The sequence below is a fragment of the Limnohabitans sp. genome, assembly GCF_044361985.1.
Taxonomy (GTDB): domain Bacteria; phylum Pseudomonadota; class Gammaproteobacteria; order Burkholderiales; family Burkholderiaceae_C; genus Limnohabitans_A.
The window spans coordinates 1-3,662 of the sequence record NZ_JBIKHV010000157.1 but is presented as its reverse complement, the minus strand read 5'-3'; the positions used below and the strand labels follow the sequence as shown (position 1 = coordinate 3,662).

The following is a 3,662-nucleotide window of genomic DNA, read 5'->3' as shown; positions in this document are numbered from 1 at the left end:
GCAGAAAACATCTCTTCCACGCGGGTGATGTGCTCGTCCATGGTGCCGCCCACATCCATCAGCAGCAGCACCTTCACATTGTTGTGCCGCTCAGGCCGCATTTTGATGTCCAGAAAGCCTGCGTTGGCGGCGGTGGCCCGGATGGTGTCGGGCAAATCCAGCTCTTCCACAGAACCTTCACGCGCGAAGCGGCGCAGACGGCGCAGTGCCACCTTGATGTTGCGTGTGCCCAGTTCCTGTGAGTCGTCGTAGTCTTTGTAGGCGCGTTGCTCCCAGACTTTGACAGCGCTCTTGTTGCCGCCTTTGCCACCAATCCGGATGCCCTGCGGGTTGTGACCGCCATTGCCAAAGGGCGAGGTACCACCGGTGCCGATCCATTTGCTGCCGCCTTCATGCCGTTCTTTTTGTTCTTCGAGGCGCTTTTTCAGCGTGTCCATCAACTCGTCCCAGCCCATCTTTTCGATGGCGGCTTTCTGCTCGGGCGTGAGTTCTTTTTGCAGGATTTTTTCCAGCCAGTCGAGGGGCACTTCCTTGGTGAAGTCGGTCAACATTTCCACGCCCTTGAAGTAGGCGCCAAAAGCCTTGTCGAATTTATCGAAGTGCTTTTCGTCCTTGACCATCACCGTGCGGGCCAGGTGGTAAAAATCATCGATGCTGCAGGCGTCTGATGCAGGGCCGACCACATTGGCCTGGAGCGCCTCCAGCAGCGTCAGGTACTCGCGCACAGACACCGGTAGTTTGGCGGCACGCAGGGTGTAGAAGAAATCAATCAGCATGACCGGGTGTCCTTGTGGCTGGCGCGGTTCAATTGAAAGTTCAAATGCGTTCTCACACTGGGCCATTCACTGGCAATGATGCTGTAGACGCAGGTGTCGCGCAGTGCGCCCGCAGCCAGCGGGTGGGTGTTGGTCTGGTGGCTGCGCAGCACACCATCCAGCTTGGCACCCAGGCGCTCGATGGCATGGCGGCTTTGGTGGTTGAAGAAGTGCGTGCGAAACTCGACGGCGATGCAGTTCAACTGCTCAAAGGCATGGCCCAGCAGCAGGCGCTTGGCTTCGGAGTTGAGCGGGCTGCGCTGCACGCTTTTGCGGTACCAGGTCGAACCAATTTCCAAGCGCTTGTTGGCGGTGTCGATGTTCATGTAAGTGGTCATGCCCACTGCGCGGCCAGATACAGGGTCCAGCACGGCAAAGGGGCACATGCTGCCCTGTGTTTGCAAGTTCAGCCGGCGTGCAATTTCAGCGGCCATGGCATCAGGCGCCGGGATCGCGGTGTACCAGAGGTTCCACAGTTCGCCATCGCGCACCGAATCCACCAGATCGTCGTGGTGCTCAGTGGCGAGCGGCACCAGCGTGACATGCTGGCCGGAAAGGGTGACGGGTGCAATCCAGGGGCTCATGATGGCGTGTCGTTGTCGTTGTCTTTGGCTTTTTGTTTGGCGCGCCAGAAACGTGCCAGATGCAGCCCCACCCCACCGCCCAAGCCCACCAGCAAAATGCCGCCAATGCTGGCGTAGTCATAGCCAGCGCTGAAAATGTTCAAGCCCAGCAACTTGCCTGCCCAATAGCCGGCCAAAGCGCCACCGACAAAACCGACAGCGTCTGAAATGCCTTCAAGAAAAAGATTGGGTGAGGACATGTGGCCGGTCTTCAGCGGTTGCGCTGGTTCATGAACACCAGCTTTTCAAACAAGCTCACGTCTTGTTCGTTTTTGAGCAGGGCACCGACCAGGGGCGGCACAGATACTTTCTGATCGGCACTTTGCAGCGCCTCAAGCGGGATATCCTCTGCGACCAAAAGTTTGAGCCAGTCCAGCAGTTCGCTGGTGGAGGGTTTTTTCTTCAGGCCAGGCAGGCCGCGTACATCGTAGAAAGTTTTGAGGGCCAGGGCCAGCAAGTCTTTCTTGAGCGTCGGGAAGTGCACATCCACGATCAGGCGCATGGTGTCCGCTTCGGGGAACTTGATGTAGTGAAAGAAGCAGCGGCGCAAAAAGGCGTCGGGCAGCTCTTTTTCGTTGTTGGAGGTGATGAACACCAGCGGACGGGTCTTGGCCTTGATCAGCTGGCGTGTCTCGTAGCAATAAAACTCCATGCGGTCGATTTCGCGCAACAGGTCGTTCGGGAACTCGATGTCGGCTTTGTCGATCTCATCGATCAGGATGGCGACCGGGGTTTCGGAGGTGAAAGCCTGCCAGAGCACGCCCTTGATGATGTAGTTTTCGATGTCCTTGACTTTGGCTTCGCCCAATTGGCTGTCGCGCAGCCGGCTGACGGCGTCATATTCATACAAGCCTTGTTGGGCTTTGGTGGTGGATTTGATGTGCCATTGCAACAGGGGCAGGTTCAATGACTGCGCCACTTCCTCGGCCAGCATGGTTTTACCGGTGCCGGGTTCGCCTTTTACCAAGAGCGGCCGTTTGAGTGTGATGGCGGCATTTACGGCCAGCATCAGGTCCTGGGTGGCGACGTAGTTTTCGGTGCCTTTGAATTTCATGGGTTGCAGTTCTCAAAAATTGGAAAGAAGCTTGTCAGGATTATGAGGGTCAGCCCGATATAATCCGTAGTTGATTTTTATCAGTCAATTGGATTGTGTAAGCAAAATGAACAAGTTCCTGACCTCAGTGTTTGCATTGGCTGTCGCCTCTGTGACCGCCATTTCTGCCCATGCTCAAGAGATCAAGGGCGATGCCAAAGCCGCGGAGCAGAAGATTGCCATGTGCATCGGCTGCCACGGCATCAAGGGCTACCAAGCCAGCTTCCCCGAGATTTACCGTGTGCCTATGATTTCCGGTCAAAACGCCAAATACATCGTTTCGGCACTGAATGCGTACAAAAAAGGCGAGCGCAAGCACCCTACCATGCGCGGCATTTCCAGTAGCCTGACCGACCAGGACATGGCCGATCTGGGTGCTTATTACGAGCAACATGGCAAGACCGAGCCGGTGGCCATCACCCCCAAGACACCTGATGCCAAGGTGGCAGCCTTGCTACAAAAGGGCGCCTGCATTTCTTGCCACGGTGACAACTTCTCCAAGCCGATTGACCCCAGCTACCCCAAGATCGCCGGCCAGCACAAAGACTTTTTGTTTGTGGCGCTCAAGTCTTACAAGGTTGAAAACCAGGCTACCTGGGGTCGCAACAATGGCGTGATGGGGGGCATTGCCAAACAATTCTCCAATGCCGAATTGAAGGCCATGGCGGCTTACATCGGTTCTTTGGACGGCGACATGAAGGTTGTGCCGCAGTCCAAGTTCCGCTGATTCTTTGAAACCCAGCAAAAAGCCAGTCAACTGACTGGCTTTTTTCATGGGCGTTCATTGCCTCACCCTGCAAGCCAGGGTGCTGCGCAAAGGCGATCAGGCCTGGCCGTTGATGACCTGCTGCAGTTCACCCGATTCGTACATTTCCATCATGATGTCCGAGCCACCGATGAACTCACCCTTGATGTAGAGCTGAGGAATCGTGGGCCAGTTGCTGTATTCCTTGATGCCCTGGCGAATTTCTGCATCGTCCAGCACATTCACGGTTTTGACGGTCTTGGGGTCGACGCCGCAGGCCTTCAGGAGCTGGATGGCACGGCCGGAAAAACCGCACATGGGAAAGCTGGCATTGCCCTTCATGAACAGGGTGATCTCGTTGCCTTTGACGATTTCGTCGATGCGTT

General features: G+C 56.1%; 6 protein-coding genes. 1 reads left to right on the top strand and 5 read right to left on the bottom strand.

Annotation, left to right across the window (positions count from 1 at the left end; genetic code table 11):
• From ACIQ3A_RS14350 to ACIQ3A_RS14335, 4 genes are all read right to left on the bottom strand, one after another.
• The coding region (locus tag ACIQ3A_RS14350; protein WP_396432404.1) for a hypothetical protein at positions 1-776 on the bottom strand (776 nt) is incomplete at its 3' end.
• Positions 770-1,399: a GNAT family N-acetyltransferase gene (locus tag ACIQ3A_RS14345; protein ID WP_396432403.1), complete on the bottom strand. Its 630-nt coding sequence runs from the start codon at positions 1,397-1,399 to the stop codon at positions 770-772. The genes ACIQ3A_RS14345 and ACIQ3A_RS14350, both read right to left, overlap by 7 nt.
• A complete protein-coding gene (locus ACIQ3A_RS14340; protein WP_396432402.1) occupies positions 1,396-1,638 on the bottom strand; it encodes a hypothetical protein in 243 nt (80 codons plus the stop codon). Before ACIQ3A_RS14340 ends, ACIQ3A_RS14345 begins: the two co-directional genes overlap by 4 nt.
• Positions 1,639-1,649: 11 nt before the next feature.
• Entirely contained in the window at positions 1,650-2,492 is an 843-nt protein-coding gene (locus ACIQ3A_RS14335; protein ID WP_108407504.1) for a MoxR family ATPase, read from the bottom strand.
• 106 nt (positions 2,493-2,598) lie between these two features.
• Here ACIQ3A_RS14335 and ACIQ3A_RS14330 point away from each other — a divergent pair, with 106 nt between their 5' ends.
• Positions 2,599-3,258, top strand: a complete 660-nt coding sequence (locus ACIQ3A_RS14330; RefSeq protein WP_396432401.1) for a c-type cytochrome — start codon at positions 2,599-2,601, stop codon at positions 3,256-3,258.
• Positions 3,259-3,354: 96 nt separating this feature from the next.
• On the opposite strand, the gene grxD is transcribed toward ACIQ3A_RS14330, so the two are convergent.
• Positions 3,355-3,662 (bottom strand): Grx4 family monothiol glutaredoxin (gene grxD / locus ACIQ3A_RS14325; RefSeq protein ID WP_396432400.1); only part of this gene is annotated, 308 nt, incomplete at its 5' end.